The organism is Streptomyces sp. DT2A-34, assembly GCF_030499515.1.
Lineage (GTDB): Bacteria > Actinomycetota > Actinomycetes > Streptomycetales > Streptomycetaceae > Streptomyces.
In genome coordinates, this window is the sequence record NZ_JASTWJ010000001.1 from 3,990,478 (window position 1) to 4,008,903 (window position 18,426).

11 protein-coding genes, 3 pseudogenes and 1 riboswitch are annotated in these 18,426 nt (G+C 69.8%); of the genes and pseudogenes, 9 read left to right on the top strand and 5 right to left on the bottom strand.

The features are described from left to right. The first annotated feature begins 155 nt into the window (after nucleotides 1-155). The 5 genes and pseudogenes from QQM39_RS17515 to QQM39_RS17535 all read left to right on the top strand — a co-directional run bounded on the left by QQM39_RS17515 (nucleotide 156) and on the right by QQM39_RS17535 (nucleotide 5,994). Nucleotides 156-1,645: pseudogene (locus QQM39_RS17515) on the top strand (peptide MFS transporter). A 19-nt stretch (nucleotides 1,646-1,664) separates the two neighbouring features. Next, a pseudogene (locus tag QQM39_RS17520) lies at nucleotides 1,665-2,536 on the top strand (CocE/NonD family hydrolase); the annotation flags it as partial. A 234-nt stretch (nucleotides 2,537-2,770) separates the two neighbouring features. Further along, entirely contained in the window at nucleotides 2,771-3,973 is a 1,203-nt protein-coding gene (locus QQM39_RS17525) for an IS110 family transposase (protein ID WP_302003481.1), read from the top strand. A gap of 63 nt (nucleotides 3,974-4,036) precedes the next feature. Continuing rightward, nucleotides 4,037-4,758 (top strand): annotated as a pseudogene (locus QQM39_RS17530) (CocE/NonD family hydrolase C-terminal non-catalytic domain-containing protein); the annotation flags it as partial. Between the two features lie 284 nt (nucleotides 4,759-5,042). After that, a riboswitch (cyclic di-AMP (ydaO/yuaA leader) is annotated at nucleotides 5,043-5,218 on the top strand. 5 nt (nucleotides 5,219-5,223) lie between these two features. Then, nucleotides 5,224-5,994, top strand: coding sequence for a LysM peptidoglycan-binding domain-containing protein (locus tag QQM39_RS17535; RefSeq protein ID WP_301997776.1), 771 nt, complete (start codon nucleotides 5,224-5,226; stop codon nucleotides 5,992-5,994). 19 nt (nucleotides 5,995-6,013) lie between these two features. On the opposite strand, the gene QQM39_RS17540 is transcribed toward QQM39_RS17535, so the two are convergent. After that, nucleotides 6,014-6,844 (bottom strand): HAD family hydrolase, encoded by an 831-nt coding sequence (locus tag QQM39_RS17540; protein WP_301997777.1) that lies wholly within the window; start codon nucleotides 6,842-6,844, stop codon nucleotides 6,014-6,016. Nucleotides 6,845-7,189: 345 nt separating this feature from the next. Here QQM39_RS17540 and fahA point away from each other — a divergent pair, with 345 nt between their 5' ends. The 4 genes from fahA to QQM39_RS17560 all read left to right on the top strand — a co-directional run bounded on the left by fahA (nucleotide 7,190) and on the right by QQM39_RS17560 (nucleotide 10,876). Beyond that, a complete protein-coding gene (fahA, locus tag QQM39_RS17545; RefSeq protein WP_301997778.1) occupies nucleotides 7,190-8,413 on the top strand; it encodes a fumarylacetoacetase in 1,224 nt (407 codons plus the stop codon). 147 nt (nucleotides 8,414-8,560) lie between these two features. After that, nucleotides 8,561-9,358, top strand: coding sequence for a hypothetical protein (locus QQM39_RS17550; RefSeq protein ID WP_301997780.1), 798 nt, complete (start codon nucleotides 8,561-8,563; stop codon nucleotides 9,356-9,358). Then, nucleotides 9,355-9,732 carry a GntR family transcriptional regulator gene (locus tag QQM39_RS17555; RefSeq protein WP_301997781.1) on the top strand — a complete coding sequence of 126 codons (378 nt, stop codon included), beginning with the start codon at nucleotides 9,355-9,357 and terminating at the stop codon, nucleotides 9,730-9,732. Before QQM39_RS17550 ends, QQM39_RS17555 begins: the two co-directional genes overlap by 4 nt. A 205-nt stretch (nucleotides 9,733-9,937) precedes the next feature. Continuing rightward, nucleotides 9,938-10,876 (top strand): M56 family metallopeptidase, encoded by a 939-nt coding sequence (locus tag QQM39_RS17560; protein WP_301997782.1) that lies wholly within the window; start codon nucleotides 9,938-9,940, stop codon nucleotides 10,874-10,876. Nucleotides 10,877-10,973: 97 nt separating this feature from the next. On the opposite strand, the gene recQ is transcribed toward QQM39_RS17560, so the two are convergent. From recQ to nuoL, 4 genes are all read right to left on the bottom strand, one after another. Next, nucleotides 10,974-13,007: a DNA helicase RecQ gene (recQ, locus tag QQM39_RS17565; protein ID WP_302003617.1), complete on the bottom strand. Its 2,034-nt coding sequence runs from the start codon at nucleotides 13,005-13,007 to the stop codon at nucleotides 10,974-10,976. A gap of 221 nt (nucleotides 13,008-13,228) precedes the next feature. After that, the gene (gene nuoN, locus QQM39_RS17570) at nucleotides 13,229-14,878 is read right to left on the bottom strand and encodes an NADH-quinone oxidoreductase subunit NuoN (protein ID WP_301997783.1); all 1,650 of its coding nucleotides are present in this window, start codon (nucleotides 14,876-14,878) and stop codon (nucleotides 13,229-13,231) included. Further along, on the bottom strand, nucleotides 14,875-16,446 hold the full coding sequence (locus QQM39_RS17575) for an NADH-quinone oxidoreductase subunit M (RefSeq protein ID WP_301997784.1): 1,572 nt from the start codon (nucleotides 16,444-16,446) through the stop codon (nucleotides 14,875-14,877). Before QQM39_RS17575 ends, nuoN begins: the two co-directional genes overlap by 4 nt. Before the next feature lie 5 nt (nucleotides 16,447-16,451). Next, a complete protein-coding gene (gene nuoL, locus QQM39_RS17580) occupies nucleotides 16,452-18,416 on the bottom strand; it encodes an NADH-quinone oxidoreductase subunit L (protein WP_301997785.1) in 1,965 nt (654 codons plus the stop codon). Nucleotides 18,417-18,426: the final 10 nt, after the last annotated feature.

The window sequence follows — 18,426 nt, forward strand, 5'->3', positions numbered from 1 at the left end:
CAGCGTATCCGGTCACGTTTCGATCACTGATGCCGCCCACCCGTCCACCATGGGCGGTATTGGATCACGACCGGTATGTTTTTGATCACGTGATAAGGACGGATATCCATCGACTTATAGGGAAGTAGCGGCCCACGTCCCGAACCGAAGTCGATATCGAGCCCGAGAGCGGCCCCCCGCCCCGCGCCGACCACGCCTTCTTCGGCCGGCCCAGAGGCCTGCTCACGCTCTCCGGCCCCGAGGTCTGGGAGCGCTTCTCGTTCCTCGGCATGCAGGCCATCCTCGTGCTGTGTTTCGCCGACACGGTCGCCCACGGCGGTCTGGGCATGTCGGCGAGAACCGCCACCTCCGTCTCGGCCGCCGCCGTCTCCGCCGCCGCCTCCGTCTCCGCCGCCTCCGTCTCCGCCGCCTCCGGCACCCTCGTCGATCTGGTCTCCGTCGCCGGCGGCCGGCTCACCGACCGGATCCTCGGCTCGTACCGCGCGGTGCTGTGAGGCGCGTCCTGATCGCCTGCGGCCACTACGCCATGGCGGTGCCGGCCGCCCGCATGACCTGGGCGGGCCTCGGCCTGATCAGCGCGAGCACGGGGCTCCTCAAGCCCAACGTCGCCACCATGGTCGGCAAGCTGTACCGCACGGACGACGACCGTCGGGACGCCGGGTTCGCGCTCTACTACATGGCGATCAACATCGGCGCCTTCGCGGACCCGCTGATCACCGGCTGGCTCGGCGGCCACAGGGACTGGCACTGGGGGTTCCCGGCGGCCGCGATCGGCATGACGTTCGGCCTGATCCAGTACGTCGCCGGCCGCCGCCACCTGGCCGGACACAAGCACACCGCCGAGTTCGCGCTGTCCCCGCAGGCCATCCGCCGGTCGATCCGTCTGATCGCCACGGGCCTCGTCGCCACCGCCACGGCCACCGTCCTCCTCGCCGCCGCCGGCCGGCTCACCACGGACCGCTTCGTCGACCTGCTCACCCTCGTCTCGGTGATCACCCCGGTCGTCTACTTCACGGTGGTGTCCGCCAGCCCGCATGTGCCCCCCGAGGAACGCGGTCGCCTCCGCCCGTGCATCGTCCTCTTCCTCGCCTCGACGGTCATCAACTTCATCCTCTTCCAGGCGCACTCGACGATGATGCTGCCGGCCTCGACGAACGCCGAGACGTCGATCCTCGGCTTCGGCTTCCCCGCCCGCTGGTACGCCTCCGCCCTCGGCGCCTTCGAGGTCGCCCTCGCGCCCGTCGTCGCCACGCTGTGGGTCCGGATGGGGCACAGACGGCCGCACGCCTCCAGCAAGATCGCGATCGGGGTCGTACTCGTCGGCATGTCCTTCCTGCCGATGGCGCTGCCGACCTCGGGGCCGCCTGGTCACTCCTCCGACGGCGACCTCATGTCCGTCTGGTGGATCGTGGGTTCGTACCTGCTGCTCGGCCTCGGCGACATCCTCCTGGAGACCTCCGGCACATCGGCCACGAGCAAGCTCGCTCCGGCCGCCTACTCCGGCGTCGACGGCGCGATCGCGGTGGCCGCAGGGCTGGCTGTGACGGCCGCGGCACGCTGGCTGCGCCGCACGATGCACCCAGTGCACCGACCGGACACAACGCACCCCGTGCACCGACCAGACACGTCGCACCCGGTGCACTGACCCGACGGGGACCCCGCTCATGCACATCCGTACGTCCTCCCCCCACGAGACGACTCACGTGGACATCTGGATCCCGCTCCAGGACGGGACTCTGCTGTACGCGAGCGTGTGGCGCCCGCTGACGGACGAGTTACTCGGCGACGGAACTCGCCGAGGGGGTCGAGGTGGTCAACTGGCTGGCGGCCCAGCCCTGGTGCAACGGCAGGGTCGGCATGCTCGGCATCTCCTGGGGCGGCACCAACTCCCTCCACACCGCGGCCCTCGCGCCCGAGCCGCTCAAGGCGATCGTCACGGTCTGCTCGACGGACGATCGCTATGACAACGACGTGCACTGCATCGGAGGTTCCGTCCTCGCCGTCGACATGCACGCGTAGGCGTCGACCATGCACGCGTAGGCGTCGACCATGCTCGCTTCGTCGCCCGCCCGCCGGACCCGCTGTATGTCGGCTACGCCTGGCGGGACATGTGGCTGGGGGCGGCTGAAGGCCGTCGAACCGTTCCTGCAACCTGGCTCGGCCATCAGACCCGCGACGACTACTGGCGCCACGGCAGCGTCTGCGAGGACTACGGCGCGATCGACGCCGCCGTGCTCGCGATGGGCACGACCCGTACCGCGACACGGTCCTGCGCCTCGTCGAGCACCTGCCCGCCAACCGCGTCCGCAGCCTGATCGGCCCCTGGTCGCACCAGTACCCGGACCGCGGCCTGCCCCCGGGCCCGGCGATTGGCTTCCTCCAGGAGACGCTGCGCTGGTGGGACAACTGACTCAAGGACGAGGACACCGGCGTCATGTCCGAACCCCTGCTGCGCGCGTACGTCAGCGATTCCCACCGCCCGGCCACGGTGCACCCCACGCTGCCGGGCCGCTGGGTCGGCGAACCGGCCTGCCCCCATTACCTTTTTGGTAGCCCCGCAATGGGGCGCCCGGCCTTCGGAGTTGGCATGACTTTCTCCCCCTGTCGATCGCATGTCTTGGGGGGTGGTGTCACCGGCTCCGGAGGCATCGACAGACCGCTGATTAGGGGCATGACCACCGGCTTCTTCGCAGGTCGGGAGGCTCTTCGTAATGTGGATGTGGCGATCGGTGCCGTGGGACGGCCGGGCGAGGACGACCGAAGGACGCACGTGATCGACGTCAGTGACATCGGCGCTTTCCTCGGCCTGGACGTCGGCAAGGGCGAACACCACGCCACCGCCGTCACCCCGGCCGGGAAGAAGGCCTTCGACAAGCGGCTGCCCAACAGCGAGCCGAAGCTCCGCGAAGTGTTCGGCAAACTGCAGGCCAAGCACGGGACCGTGCTCGTGGTGGTCGACCAGCCGGCCTCGATCGGGGCTCTGCCGCTGGCGGTGGCCCGGGACATGGGCTGCCCGGTCGCCTATCTGCCCGGCCTGACGATGCGGCGGATCGCCGACCTCTATCCCGGCGAGGCCAAGACAGATGCCCGCGACGCGTTCGTCATCGCAGACGCGGCCCGCGTCATGCCTCACACGCTCCGCTCGGTCGACCTCGAGGACGAGACCATCGCCGAGCTGGAGATGATCGTCGGCTTCGACGACGACCTGGCCGGCGAAGCAACCCGCATCAGCAACCGCCTGCGGGGCCTGCTCACCCAGATCCACCCGTCGCTGGAACGGATCCTGGGCCCACGCGTCCAACACCCGGCCGTGCTCAAGCTCCTCGACCAGTTCGGCTCCCCGGCCCAGATCCGCAAAGCCGGACGCCGACGGCTCATTGCGTTGATACGCCCGAAGGCACCGCGGATGGCCGAGCGGCTCGTCGAGGACATCTTCACCGCACTGGACGAACAGACCGTCGTCGTCCCGGGCACCGACGCGGCCGCTCTGATCGTCCCCAGCCTCGCCAACTCGCTCCGAGCGGTGCTTGACCAGCGGAAACTCTTGGCCACCCGGATCGAGGAACTGCTGGAGAACCACCCTCTTTCCAAGGTCCTGACGTCCATGCCGGGGATCGGCGTCAGGACCGGAGCCCGCATCCTCATCGACGTCGGCGACGGCCGTTCGTTCCCGACCGCCGCCCACCTCGCCGCCTACGCCGGCCTCGCCCCCACAACCCGCAGTTCTGGCTCCTCGATCCGCGGCGAACAACCATCCCGCCGCGGAAACAAGCAGCTCAAACGGGCCTTCTTCCTGTCCGCGTTCGCGGCTCTGGCCGACCCGGCCTCCCGGACCTACTACGACAAGAAGATCAGCCAGGGAAAACACCACACCCAAGCCCTCCTCTGCCTCGCGAGACGACGAGCCGACGTGCTCTTCGCGATGCTCCGCGACGGCACCTTCTACGACCCCCAACCCGCCCCATCAGCTTGACGAAACCCATAGGGGCACCCCCCCGTGCGCGGCGTGACGTACGCCTGCCAGGGCGCCCCCGTCCTCGTGCGCTCCCCCATGCACACCGGCATCGACGCCGGCCGTTTCTTCGAGACACCTGGGTGTTGGGGTGGCCGAAGGTGCGGCTGGCTGACCCTAGGACGTGCCGCGCGGGCAGGTCGTCGCCCGGCTCTGCGACGTGGCACCCCACGGCGCCTCGACCCTGGTCACGCGTGGCGTACTGAACCTGTCGGCGCGCCACGGCCGCGACCGTACGGTGCCGTGGGAGCCGGTGCCACCGAGGACGTGACCTTCGAGCTGAACGGCATCGGCCACGCCTTCCCGCCCGGTCACCGCATCCGCCCTGCCGTCTCCTCCGCCTGCTGGAACTTCCGCTACGCGCACATGCGTTGGACGAATCAGCAGGAGACACAGTGATCACCTTCGAGGAACCGGAGCAGGTGCAGCCGCTCGGCGTGAACTCGCCCAATCACGCTGGACGAGCGCGCCCCGAGCGGCTCGTCGTGCGGGACGTCGCCAAGGGCGAGTGACGCCTGGAGGTCGCCCCCCGGTACGGCGGCACGCGCGTGTACCCCGACGGCCTGGAGTTCACCGAGGGCGCGCTGGAGACGTACCTGGCGTGGGACGTAACAGCGCGGACGCGCTCGGAGATAAGCCACAAAAGGGAGTACTTCGTCACCTCCAGCGAGGTGATCTGCCGGGAGGACGAACAGACGTTTTTCCACCGGACACGGGAGAAACGGACTCAACGGACGGCCGATTGACGACGAGTTGGAGCCATTGCCCGATTTGCCGCTCTTGTGGATGCCAGTGAATTGGGTCACGCGCACCCAGCCGCACACCCGACCGGACGCACCCGTTCCTCCCTTGCGTCGAGCGCAAGTTGAGGCTTGGCAACCGCAAAGGATCAAGTAGCCCATAGGTACCAGACCATGGTCAACCGGCATGACAGGTGACCATGACACTTGTTCCGGGCATGTGCTCTCGCATACGTTCCCGCTCAGTCGGGCGGACGCCGAATCCTGCCGCCGCCCGAGTCACCCACCCACCCACGCACTCACTCACGCACGGCAGGAGCGGGGGACCCAGGTAAGTCGCCGGACCGGCCGCCTTGATGGCGCACCGGACCGGCTCGGGGTGAAGTTCGCGCTGCCGCAAGGCGGCGCGACCGGGCATCTCCCGCCCGAACCCGACAGCTCACCTCGCAGGCGTCGGAGAGGAACAGCGCCATGGCCCGAGGCAAGCACCGCCGCCCCAGAACCAACCCGCTCACCCGCCACGTCGTCGCAGCCGGAACCGGTACCGCAGCCCTCGCTCTCCCGCTCCTGAGCGCGACCACCGCGAGCGCCGCCCAGCCGGCCCAGGCCCCCGCCGTCGCACAGGCGGCACCGCAGTCCGCGCCGTCCGCGGCAAAGGCCAAGTCGGTCACGTACACCACGAAGAAGGGCGACACCCTCTACGGCATCGCGGACCGGTACGACGCGCAGGGCGGCTGGCGGCAGCTCTACAAGGACAACCGCAAGGCCATCGGCGACAACCCCCGGCTGATCCACCCGGGCGTCGACCTGAAGGTCCGGGCGACGAAGGCCGCCGCGGCGAGCAAGAGGGCCGACCAGGCGTCCGCACCGGCCAAGAAGTCCGCCGTCGCCCACGCGACCACGGCCTCCGTGAAGTCGTACCCGGACAACCTCGACGGCTGGATCCGCAACGCGCTGGACATCATGGCGCAAAACGGAATCCCCGGTTCATATGACGGCATTTACCGCAACGTCATGCGTGAGTCGTCGGGCAACCCGGCCGCCATCAACAACTGGGACTCCAACGCCGCGGCGGGCACCCCGTCCAAGGGCCTCCTGCAGGTCATCGACCCCACCTTCGCGGCCTACCACGTCCCGGGGACGGTCTACGACCCCTTCGACCCGGTCGCGAACATCACGGCCGCGTGCAACTACGCGGCCGCGCGGTACGGCTCGATCGACAACGTGAACGGCCCTTACTAAGAGCTCTCACTAAAGGCCCTCACTGGGCGATGTCGGTCAGGATCCCCGTGAACAGCCTCTCGAGGACGACGGCAATGCCGTCGTCCTCGTTCGAGAGGGTGATCTCGTCGGCGACCGCCTTGAGTTCGGGGTGCGCGTTGGCCATCGCGACGCCGCGGGCGGCCCAGTCGAACATCGGGATGTCGTTGGGCATGTCACCGAAGGCGATGGTCTGGTGCGCGCCGAGGCCGAGATGCTCGGCGGCGAGCGCCAGACCGGTCGCCTTGGTGACGCCGCATGGCTGGAGTTCGACGGTGCCGGGCCCCGACATGGTGACCGTGGCGAGGGAACCGACCACGGCGCGCGCCGTCGCCGCCAACTCGTCGTCGGACAGGGTGGGATGCCGTAGCAGCACCTTGCTGATCGGCTCGCACCACAGGTCGTCGCGGTGCCGGACGCGTACGGCGGGCAGGGTGGGGTGGGGCATCAGATACCCGGGCTCGATGAGCGTGAGCCCGTCGACGCCGTCCTGGTCGACGGCCGCGTACACCTGCCCCACCTCGGCCTCGATCTTGCCGAGCGCGGTCTCCGCCAACTCCCGGTCCAGGGTGATGGACCAGAGCAGACGGTCCGCGCCGGCGTCGTACAACTGCGCGCCCTGTCCGCACACCGCGAGCCCCGTGCTGCCCAGGATGTCGAGGAGCGGCCGCACTCTGGGCGCCGGCCTCCCCGTCACGACGAGGTGCTGGGCACCGGACGCCGCCACCAGCGCGAGCGCGTCGAGGGACCGGTCCGAGAGCGTGTCGTCGCCGCGCAGCAGCGTCCCGTCCAGGTCAGTGGCGATGAGTGAATATGCGATGGGTGGGGCCATGATCAGAGAATACGGACAGGAAGCCCCATCGACTCGATGCGAACCGGACGGCTGCTGTGTTCACATGTGTTGACATCAGTTCCGGTTCCGCTGCTGTTTCCGCGTTCTCTTCCGCGCCGCAACTGCCCACCGCCGGTTGCGATTTCACCCCCACGTGGTGCTCGCAAGCTCCTTGACGGTGATGTCGATGCGGTTGAACAAACGTCGCCCGACCGCGCCGACCAGGAGATTCGTCGACCTCGGCGACGCGAGCTCCGCACTGCCCAAGACAGGCGACTCACCCGTAACGTGTGCCCGACCACATGGCAATGGCATACGGAGCGTATGAGAGTGAGGCAGCACCCCATGCCCCCCTTCGATCTCCCCGAGGGCGACCCCTTCGGCACGCACAACCTTCCGTACGGCGTCTTCTCCCTCCCTGGCTCGGACTCCGCACGCCGGGTCGGCGTCCGGCTCGGCGACCACGTCCTCGACGCGGGCAAGGCGGCGTACGCGCTCGGCTCGCCGTACGCCCCGCTACTCGCCCAGGACTCCCTGAACCCGCTGCTCGCCGCGGGCCGCACCACCTGGTCGGACGTCCGGCGCGCGCTGACGGCGTGGGTGACGGTCCCGGCGCACCAGGAAGCCATCACGGACCTCCTCCACCCGCTGTCCTCAGTGACCCTGCACCTCCCCTTCGAGGTCGCGGACTACGTCGACTTCTACGCCTCCGAGAACCACGCCCGGAACGTCGGCCAGATCTTCCGCCCCGACGCGGCGGACTCCCTGACCCCCAACTGGAAGCACCTGCCGATCGGTTACCACGGCCGCTCGGGCACGGTGGTGGCGTCCGGCACGGATGTCGTACGACCGTCCGGCCAGCGCAAGGCCCCCGCCGATCCGGCCCCGGTCTTCGGCCCGTCGGTCCGTCTGGACATCGAGGCCGAGGTCGGCTTCGTGGTCGGCGTGCCGTCGCAGATGGGCAAGCCGGTGGCGCTGGCCGACTTCCGGGAACACGTCTTCGGCCTCTGCCTGTTGAACGACTGGTCGGCACGCGACCTCCAGGCTTGGGAGTACGTCCCCCTCGGCCCGTTCCTCGGCAAGTCCTTCGCCACCTCGGTGTCGGCGTGGATCACCCCGCTGGACGCGCTCGACGAGGCACGTGTGGCACCTCCGGAGCGGACGCACCCGCTGCTGCCGTACCTGGACGACTCCGGCTCCGAAACGGAACCCGGCGGCTACGACCTGCGGATCTCCGTTTCGATCAACGGCCACGTGGTCTCCGAACCCCCCTTCTCCACCATGTACTGGACGGCCGCCCAGCAACTCGCCCACATGACCGTGAACGGCGCCTCGCTGCGCACCGGTGACCTGTACGGCTCGGGCACGGTGAGCGGCCCGACGGAACGCGAGCGCGGGTCCCTGCTGGAGCTGACGTGGAACGGGCGCGACGCCCTCGAACTCCCGGACGGCAAGCGGACGTTCCTGGAGGACGGCGACGTGGTGACACTGTCCGCCTGGGCGCCGGGGCCTGGTGGGGTCCGGGTGGGGCTGGGAGAGGTCACCGGGCAAGTTGTAGCAAGCAGTTGACACAAAGCTCCGGGAGACCGCATCTTGTACTCACCGCTTGATACAAGCGGTGAGTACAAGTCTGCGTGCGAGTCCGCGTACATGCCGACGCGCAAGTCGGCGTACATGTCTGCGCACATGTCGTCTCCACGGGGGGCTGTGTCTGTCATGCTCGAACTCGGTTCGCGCCCTTCCGCGTCGCCGCCCGCGTCCCGCGCACCCGTCGACCGCTACGCCCGCTGGACAGGCCTGGCCATAGGGCTGCTGGCCTCCCGCTGGCTACTGCCCCTGAACAACGGGGAGGGCACCCTCTACGCCATCCTCGCCTTCGGCCTGTGCGCGGTGGCCGGAGTGCTGCTGGGCGACGCCCTGACCGCGCCGCGCCGGGGCGCCGTTCGCACGGCGGGCCTCACTCCACGCCGGGTCCGCAACTACGTACCGCCCCGGATGACCCCCCTGCTCCTCGGCCTCGCGGCCGCACTGGTCGTCCTGCTGGCGGCCGCGGCCGCGGTGGCGTCGCCGGACGACCTGGGCCGTGCGGGGCGCGCGCTCACGGTGACGTGCCGGGGCGTGACCCAGTCGCACTCCCCTTGGCCCGGCCTCTACTACGGCCTTCCCATCCTGGCCTCCCTCGCTCTGTCCACGGCCGCCTGCGGCTGGTCCCTGCGACGCATCGCGACCCGCCCCGGCGACGAACAGTCCCGCCGCGACCGGACGTTGGCGATCGTCGCCGCCTGGGGCCTGGTGGTCTCGTCGTCCCTGCTGGGCGCGGCGTCGACGGCATCGGGCGCGCTGATGAGCACGACCTGCGACGGCGCCGTGGGGACCGCCGCGAACGTGGTGCTGTGGCCGCTGGGCCTGCTGACCCTGCTCACGGCGCCGTGGTGCCTGTTCACGATCATCTCGCCGCGGGCCAGGGCATGGCGGAGCCGTCGGGCCGGCGCCGGCGGAACCGACCGCCGATGAGCGGGGCAGGCCTGCGCGTCGACACGACCAGCCCGGTCCCGCCGTACGAACAGATCCGCGCCCAGCTCGCCGCCCTGATCTCCACCGGCCGCCTTTCGGAGGGCGAACGCCTGCCGACGGTGCGGCAGTTGGCCGCCGACCTGGGGCTGGCCACGGGCACCGTGGCACGGGCGTACCGCGAACTGGAGGCAGCGTCCCTGATCCGCACCCGGCGAGGCGCGGGCACTCGCGTCGCCCCGCTCCCCGCAGGCGTCCACCGCCCGGATCGGGCCGAACTGGCCGCTTTGGCACGGCAGTTCGCCGATCAGGCGCGTGCGCTGGGAGCGGACGACACAGAGGTGGTGGAGGCGGTCCGGGAGGCGCTGCGCACCTAGGCCGTGACGCACGGCGACGTCAGGCGGCCGGATGGCGTCCATGTCGGCGTCCGCGTGGTGCCCGCAGGCGAGTTCGGCGGCTCTTACCCGCTGACTCCGGCGGCCGTCACCGTCATACTGGCTGGCGGCGGAGGGTGTGTTCCTCGCCCACCGCCCCGCACAGCCGCCCCCGCACCTTCCCTGACCAGGATCTGGAGCCCTTGGCATGACCGTCTGCCTGCTCCTGTTGAGCATCGTCGCCCTGACGGCCGCCGTACCCGTGCCCCGAGCACTGACGCGGGCCACCTGGCCCGAACAGGAACCCGTGGTCGCGCTCTGGGTGTGGCAGTGCCTGGTCGCCACTGTCCTGCTGTGCTGCCTGACGGCCCTGGCCCTGGGCACCGCCGCATTCTTCGGCACGGTGCGCGCCCAGCTCTTCGCTCCGGCGCCGCCGTCGGTGACCGAGGCGTACGACCTCTCGGCCGCGCCCGCCTGGGCGGCCACCCTCAGCGTGCTGCTGGCCTGCGGGGCCGCCTGGACGACCGCGATGCTGGCACGCGAGCTCGTCGAGGCGCGCCGGCGACGCGGCCAGGCCAGGGCCCACCTGCGCGAACGCGCCCCGGACCTGCCCGCCGGCCTCGGCTCGGCGCGCGGCCCGCTCCTGGTGCTGGAGGACGAGTACCCCGACGCCTGGTGGATGCCCGGCAGCCCGCCCCAGCTGATCGTCACCACGGGCGCCCTGCGCCGCCTGACCGACCACCAGCTCGACGCCGTCCTCACCCATGAGCGTGGCCACGCCCAAGCCCGCCACGACTGGCTGCTGCACCTCTCCACCGCGCTTGCCACCGGTTTCCCCCGAATCCCGTTGTTCGCCCACTTCTGTGACCAGACCCACCGCCTGGTCGAACTGGCCGCCGACGACACGGCGTCCCGCCGCTGCGGTCACCTGACGACGGCGCTGGCCCTGATCGAACTCAACCAACACCGGGGCGTTCTCTCCTGCGCGTCCACCCACCGTCTCCTGGGCGAACGCGTCAACCGCCTCCTCCAGCCCCCGCCGCGCCTGGGCCGCCGCCACCGGGCCCTCACGACGACGCTGGCAGCGCTGGTGCCGCTGCTCCCGCTGCTGATCACCTTCGCTCCAGGGCTGACGGCGCTGGCCTGACCGTCGCGCTGGGACTGGCGTGGCTGCGCGGCACCCCGCGCCCAGCCTCAGCGCCGCGCCACCGCCCGCGCCAAACGCCGAGCCGCGCTGCCGACCTCTAGGCCCATTCCTCCGGCTCCGCATCCATCTCAGGCCAGTCGTCTGCCCCAAGACCCGCCCCGCGATCTGCCCCCGGAGCCCCTGGATCCTCCTCGGCCGACGCCCTCGCACCAGCCTCCCCACGCACCGAGCCCAACACCTCGAGCACCCCCTCCCCATAGGTCGCCAGCTTCTTCTCCCCCACACCGCTGACGCCACCAAGCTCCCGCACCGATGCGGGCCACACGGTCACGATCTCCCGCAACGTCGCGTCGTGGAAGATCACATACGCCGGGACGCCCTGCTCCCGAGCCTGCTCGGCACGCCACGCCCGCAGCGCCTCGAAGGCCGGCACCAGTTCCTCCGGCAGCTCGGCCACCGCGGCCTTCGCCTTGCGCTCGCCACGCCCGGAGCCCGCGGAACCCGACCCCGACGCCGACCGCGAGGTCACCGGCTTCTTCGGCTCCTTCCGCAGCGGCACCTCCCGCTCCCGCCGCAGCACCGACCCACTGGCCTCCGTCAGCACGAGCGTCCCGTACTCCCCCTCGACCGCGAGCAGCCCCTGAGCCAGCAATTGCCGGATGATGCCCCGCCATTCGCCCTCGCCCAGCTCCTCGCCGATGCCGAACACGGACAGCTGGTCGTGATCGAACTGGATGACCTTGCCGGTGCGCCGCCCCAGCAGGATGTCGACGATCTGCAGCGCCCCGAACTTCTGCCCCCGCTCCCGCTGCAGCCGCACCACCGTCGACAGCACCTTCTGCGCCGCCACGGTGCCGTCCCAGGTCTCCGGCGGTGTCAGGCAGGTGTCGCAGTTGCCGCAGCCCACCGGATCCGGGTCCTGGCCGAAGTAGGCGAGCAGCTGACCGCGCCGGCACTGAGCCGTCTCGCACAGCGCCAGCATCGCGTCCAGATGCGAGGCGGCCCTGCGCCGGAACGCCTCGTCGCCCTCGCCCGACTGGATCAGCTTGCGCTGCTGTATGACGTCGTTGAGGCCGTAGGCCATCCAGGCCGTGGAGGGGAGCCCGTCGCGGCCGGCGCGGCCCGTCTCCTGGTAGTAGCCCTCGACCGACTTGGGCAGGTCGAGGTGGGCGACGAACCGCACGTCCGGCTTGTCGATGCCCATCCCGAAGGCGATGGTCGCCACCACGACCAGGCCCTCCTCCCGCAGGAAGCGGGACTGGTGCGCCGAGCGCGTGCCCGCGTCCAGGCCGGCGTGGTAGGGCACCGCCTCAATGCCGTTGCGGCACAGGAACTCGGCCGTCGCCTCCACGGATTTGCGCGACAGGCAGTACACGATGCCCGCGTCGCCCGCGTGCTCCTCGCGCAGGAAGCCCAGCAGCTGCTTCTTGGGGTCCGCCTTCGGCACGATCCGGTACTGGATGTTGGGCCGGTCGAAGCTCGCCACGAAGTGCCGGGCCGTCGGCATGTTCAGCCGCTGGGTGATCTCCTGGTGCGTCGCATGCGTGGCCGTCGCCGTGAGAGCGATCCGCGGCACGTCCGGCCAGCGCTCGCCGAGCAGGGAGAGGGCCAGGTAGTCGGGGCGGAAGTCGTGGCCCCACTGGGACACGCAGTGCGCCTCGTCGATCGCGAACACCGCGATCTTGCCGCGGGAGAGCAGGTCCAGCGTCGAGTCGAGCCGCAGCCGCTCCGGTGCGAGGTAGAGCAGGTCCAGCTCGCCCGTCAGGAACTCCGCCTCCACCACCCGCCGCTCGTCGAAGTCCTGCGTGGAGTTCATGAACCCGGCCCGCACACCGAGCGCCCGCAGCGCGTCCACCTGGTCCTGCATCAGCGCGATGAGCGGGGAGACGACCACGCCCGTACCGGGTCTGACCAGGGAGGGGATCTGGTAGCAGAGCGACTTCCCGCCGCCGGTCGGCATGAGCACGACGGCGTCGCCGCCGGCCACCACATGCTCGATGACGGCGCCCTGCTCGCCGCGGAAGGCCTCGTACCCGAAGACCCGGTGCAGCGCAGCCAGCGCCTCGCTGTCGCCCGCCTGTGCCGCCTCGGTCACCCTTGGCATCTCACTGATCCCGCCCGTCGCACCCATCGTCGTGCCCCCCGTACGTCGTCCCTCGACCACTGCCTCCACGATAGGGGTCGCCACCGACAGCACCGGAGTTATCCACAGGCTCACGCCCGCCTGTTCGTGATCGGCTGACAGCCTTGAGTGACCGGCGAGCGGTAGGCCCTCCACATCACAGCGGCCCGGCATCCCCCGAGGGAGCCGGGCCGCTGCCGTACAGGCGGGCCGTACGAGCGAGCGCCGCGTCAGCGCACGAACACCCCCGCCTGGTTCGCCAGATCCAGGAAGTACTGCGGTGCCACACCGAGCACCAGCGTGACCGCCACACCGACCCCGATCGCCGTCATCGTCAGCGGCGACGGGACCGCGACCGTCGGCCCCTCCGGCTTCGGCTCGCTGAAGAACATCAGCACGATGACGCGGATGTAGAAGAACGCGGCGATCGCGGACGAGATCACACCCACCACGACCAGCGGGCCGGCCCCGCCCTCCGCCGCCGCCTTGAACACGGCGAACTTCCCGGCGAAGCCGGAGGTCAGCGGAATGCCCGCGAAGGCCAGCAGGAACACCGCGAACACGGCCGCGACCAGCGGGGAACGGCGCCCCAGACCGGCCCACTTGGACAGGTGCGTCGCCTCGCCGCCGGCGTCGCGCACCAGCGTCACTACCGCGAACGCGCCGATCGTCACGAACGAGTACGCGCCCAGGTAGAAGAGGACGGACGACACCCCGGACGGCGTGGTCGCGATGACACCCGCGAGGATGAAGCCCGCGTGGGCGATCGACGAGTACGCCAGCAGCCGCTTGATGTCGGTCTGCGTGATCGCGACGATCGCACCGCCCAGCATGGTGACGATCGCCACGCCCCACATGACCGGCCGCCAGTCCCAGCGCAGGCCGGGCAGGACGACGTACAGCAGCCGCAGCAGCGCACCGAACGCCGCCACCTTCGTCGCCGCCGCCATGAACCCGGTCACCGGCGTCGGCGCACCCTGGTACACATCCGGCGTCCACATGTGGAACGGCACCGCGCCCACCTTGAACAGCAGGCCCATGACGATCATCGCGGCGCCGACGAGCAGCAGCGCGTCGTTGCCCATCGTGTCCGCGAGCGCCGGGGTGACGTCCGGGACCGTACCGTCGACGACCTGCGCGATCGCCGCGTACGACACCGAGCCCGAGTAGCCGTACAACAGCGCGATGCCGAACAGCGTGAACGCGGACGCGAAGGCACCCAGCAGGAAGTACTTGACCGCGGCCTCCTGCGACATGAGCCGCTTGCGGCGGGCCAGCGCGCACATCAGGTACAGCGGGAGCGAGAACACTTCCAGGGCGATGAAGAGGGTCAGCAGGTCGTTGGCCGCCGGGAAGATCAGCATGCCCGCGACGGCGAACATCAGCAGCGGGAACACCTCGGTGGTGGTGAACCCGGCCTTCACGGCGGCCTTTTCGCTGTCGCTGCCCGGCACGGACGCGGCCTGCGCGGCGAAGGAGTCGACGCGGTTGCCGTGTGCCGCCGGGTCGAGCCGCCGCTCGGCGAAGGTGAACAGGCCGACCAGGCCCGCCAGCAGAATCGTGCCCTGTAGGAAGAGGGCCGGTCCGTCGACGGCGATCGCGCCCATCGCGGCGATGCCCGCCTTGGTCGTGGCGTACCCGCCGGCCGCCAGCGCCACGACCGCGGCGAAGGCCGCGACGAGCGCCACGACGCAGACGAACACCTGCGCGTAGTAACGCGCCTTGCGCGGGACGACCGCCTCGATCAGCACCCCGACGATCGCCGCGCCGACGACGATCAGGGTGGGCGACAATTGTCCGTATTCGATCTTCGGCGCGTCGATCTTCGAGATCGGGTCGGCCGCGGTTGTCCACAGGCTGTGGACGGCTGATGCGCTCACTTGGCCGCCTCCACCTCGGGCTGGGGGTCCTTCTTCTGTACGTCGGACATGGTGTGCTTGACCGCCGGGTTGACGATGTCCGTGAGGGGCTTCGGGTAGACGCCCAGGAAGATCAGCAGTACGACCAGCGGAGCGACGACCACGAGTTCACGCACCCTGAGGTCGGGCATAGCCGCGACCTCGGGCTTCACCGGGCCCGTCATCGTCCTCTGGTAGAGGACGAGGGTGTAGAGCGCGGCGAGCACGATGCCGAAGGTGGCGATGATGCCGATCACCGGGTAGCGGGTGAACGTGCCGACCAGGACCAGGAATTCACTCACGAAAGGTGCCAGTCCCGGCAGTGACAGCGTCGCCAGACCACCGATCAGGAAGGTGCCGGCGAGCACCGGGGCGACCTTCTGCACACCGCCGTAGTCGGCGATGAGCCGCGAGCCGCGCCGCGAGATCAGGAAGCCGGCCACCAGCATCAACGCGGCCGTGGAGATGCCGTGGTTGACCATGTAGAGCGTCGCGCCGGACTGGCCCTGGCTGGTCATCGCGAAGATGCCCATGATGATGAACCCGAAGTGCGAGATCGACGCGTACGCGATCAGGCGCTTCATGTCGCGCTGGCCGACCGCGAGCAGCGCCCCGTAGACGATGCTGATCAGCGCCAGTACAAGGATCGCGGGCGTCGCCCACTTGCTCGCCTCCGGGAACAGCTGGAGGCAGAAGCGGAGCATCGCGAAGGTGCCCACCTTGTCGACGACCGCGGTGATGAGGACGGCGACCGGTGTGGTGGCCTCCTGCATGGCGTTGGGCAGCCAGGTGTGCAGCGGCCACAGTGGCGCCTTCACCGCGAAGGCGAAGAAGAAGCCGAGGAACAGCCAGCGTTCGGTGTTCGTCGCCATGTCGAGTGTGCCGTTGGCGCGGGCCTCGGCGATCTCCTGGAGGCTGAAGTTCCCGGCGACGACATAGAGGCCGATCACCGCGGCCAGCATGATCAGACCGCCGACCAGGTTGTAGAGCAGGAACTTCACGGCCGCGTACGAGCGTTGTGTCGACGCCACCTTCTCGCCGTGCTCGTGGGCGCGGTCCCCGAAGCCGCCGATGAGGAAGTACATCGGGATGAGCATGGCTTCGAAGAAGATGTAGAAGAGGAAGACGTCGGTGGCCTCGAAGGAGAGGATCACCATCGCCTCGACGGCCAGGATCAGGGCGAAGAAGCCCTGCGTCGGCCGCCAGCGGCTGCTGCCGGTCTCCAGCGGGTCGGCGTCGTGCCAGCCCGCGAGGACGATGAACGGGATCAGCAGCGCCGTCAGCGCGATCAGCGCGACCGCGATGCCGTCGACGCCGAGTTCGTAGCGGACCCCGAAGTCCGCGATCCAGGAGTGGGATTCGGTGAGCTGGTAGCGGTCGCCGTCCGGGTCGAAGCGGACCAGGATGGTGATCGCGAGGGCGAGCGTGGCGAGCGAGAAGAGCAGCGCCAGCCACTTGGCGGCGGTGCGCTGGGCGGCCGGTACGGCGGCCGTGGCGATCGCCCCGATCGCCGGGAGCGCCGCCGTCGCTGTCAGCAGAGGAAAGGACATCGGTATCAGACCGCCCTCATCAGCAGGGTCGCGGCGATGAGGATCGCCGCACCGCCGAACATCGAGACCGCGTACGACCGCGCGAAGCCGTTCTGCAGCCTGCGCATCCGTCCGGACAGGCCGCCCATCGAAGCCGCCGTGCCGTTGACGACGCCGTCGACCAGGGTGTGGTCGACGTACACCAGGGAGCGTGTGAGGTGCTCGCCGCCTCGCACGAGGACGACGTGGTTGAAGTCGTCCTGGAGCAGGTCGCGCCGGGCGGCCCGGGTGAGCAGCGAGCCGTGCGGGGCGACGGCCGGGACCGGACGGCGGCCGTACTGGGCGTAGGCGAGGGCGACGCCGATGACCATGCATGCCACCGTCGCGCCGGTGACCACTCCCGCGCTGATCGGGGGGTGGCCGTGTGCGTGCCCGGTGATGGGCTCCAGCCAGTGCATGAAGCGGTCGCCGATGCTGAAGAACGCGCCGCCGGCCACCGACCCGACGGCCAGCACGATCATCGGGATCGTCATGACCTTGGGCGATTCGTGCGGATGCGGCTCCGCGTGCTCGCCGCGCGTCTCGGCGGACGGCTCCACGCTGGGCTCGGCCGGGGACGGGGTTGGGGTCTTGCGCCAGCGTTCTTCTCCGAAGAACGTCATCAGCATCACGCGCGTCATGTAGTACGCCGTGATGGCGGCGCCCAGCAGCGCGCAGCCGCCCAGGATCCAGCCCTCGGTGCCGCCCTTGGCGAACGCCGCCTCGATGATCTTGTCCTTGGAGAAGAAGCCGGACAGACCCGGGAAGCCGATGATGGCGAGGTAGCCGAGGCCGAAGGTGACGAAGGTGACCGGCATGTACTTGCGCAGGCCGCCGTACTTGCGCATGTCGACCTCGTCGTTCATGCCGTGCATGACCGAACCGGCACCGAGGAACAGCCCGGCCTTGAAGAAGCCGTGCGTCACCAGGTGCATGATCGCGAAGACGTAGCCGATGGGGCCGAGGCCCGCGGCGAGGACCATGTAGCCGATCTGCGACATGGTCGAGCCGGCCAGCGCCTTCTTGATGTCGTCCTTCGCGCAACCGACGATCGCACCGAACAGGAGCGTGACGGCACCGACGATGGTGACCACCAGCTGCGCGTCCGGCGCGGCGTTGAAGATGGCGCCGGAGCGGACGATCAGGTAGACGCCCGCGGTCACCATCGTCGCGGCGTGGATGAGGGCCGAGACCGGGGTCGGGCCCTCCATCGCGTCCCCGAGCCAGGACTGCAGCGGCACCTGGGCGGACTTGCCGCAGGCGGCGAGGAGCAGCATCAGGCCGATGGCGGTGAGCCTGCCCTCGCTCGTGTCGGCGACAAGTCCGGCCTCCTCATGGCTGCCGAGCACCGGCCCGAAGGCGAAGGAGCCGAACCACAGGAACATCATCATGATCGCGATCGACAGGCCCATGTCGCCGACGCGGTTGACCAGGAAGGCCTTCTTCGCGGCCGTGGCGGCGCTGGGCTTGTGCTGCCAGAAACCGATCAGCAGGTAGGAGGCGAGACCGACGCCCTCCCAACCGACGTACAGCAGAAGGTAGTTGTCGGCGAGGACGAGCAACAGCATCGCCGCGAGGAACAGGTTCAGATAGCCGAAGAAGCGGCGGCGCCGCTCGTCGTGCTCCATGTACCCGACCGAGTACAGGTGGATCAGCGAGCCGACGCCGGTGATCAGCAGCACGAACGTCATTGACAGCTGGTCGAGGCGGAAGGCGATGTCCGCCTGGAAGCCCTCGACCGGCACCCAGCTGAAGAGGTGCTGGGTGAGGGTGCGGTGTTCGGCGTCCTTGCCCAGCAGGTCGGCGAAGAGGATCACGCCGAAGACGAAGGAGACGAACGACAGGAGCGTGCCGACCCACTGGCCGACGGCGTCGAGACGCCGGCCGCCGCACAGCAGTACGGCCGCTCCGAGCAATGGCGCCGCGACCAGCAGCGCAATCAGGTTCTCCACGATTCTTCCG